Consider the following 613-nt stretch of genomic DNA (forward strand, 5'->3'; position numbering starts at 1 on the left):
CGCGTTTCGCCATCGGCAGGAATACGGGCTAACGCACAAGGCACCGGCTCACCGTTAATCAACAAAATACGTTTATCACCGTCTTTAATAGCCGGTAAATACTGTTGCACCATCACCGATTTTTTGCCTTGCTCGGTCAGCGTTTCGACAATCACCGAAAAATTCGGATCGCCTTGGCTGACTTTGAAAATGGAAGCGCCGCCCATGCCATCTAATGGTTTGATAATAATATCGCCATGTTGTTGCTGAAATTCACGCATCAATTGTTTTTTTCGGGTGACTAAGGTGGGCGGACAACATTGCGGAAACCATGCGGTAAACAGTTTTTCGTTGGCATCACGCAGGCTTTGTGGATGGTTCACCACCAATACACCCTCAGACTGAGCCTGTTCCAAGAGGTATGTGCTGTAGATATATTCCATATCAAATGGTGGATCTTTGCGCATCAGGATGGCATCAAGCTCGCTAAGTCTGCGGGTTGTTGGTTCGCCAAGTTGGTACCAGTTGTTGGCATCTTCTGTGACCTGTAAATCCCGCATGCTGGCCATCACTTTGCCCTGACTCAGATACAGATCCTGTTGTTCCATGTACTGAATCGTCCAGCCTTTGGCCT

Annotated in this window: 1 protein-coding gene; it reads right to left on the bottom strand. The window is 48.0% G+C overall.

The genetic code is table 11. The annotated features are described in order from the left end of the window. A partial coding sequence (gene gshB / locus B3182_RS06200) for a glutathione synthase (protein ID WP_292752005.1) occupies positions 1 to 613 on the bottom strand: 613 nt, incomplete at both ends.

This window comes from Methylophaga sp. UBA4204 (genome assembly GCF_002379485.1).
Classification (GTDB): domain Bacteria; phylum Pseudomonadota; class Gammaproteobacteria; order Nitrosococcales; family Methylophagaceae; genus Methylophaga.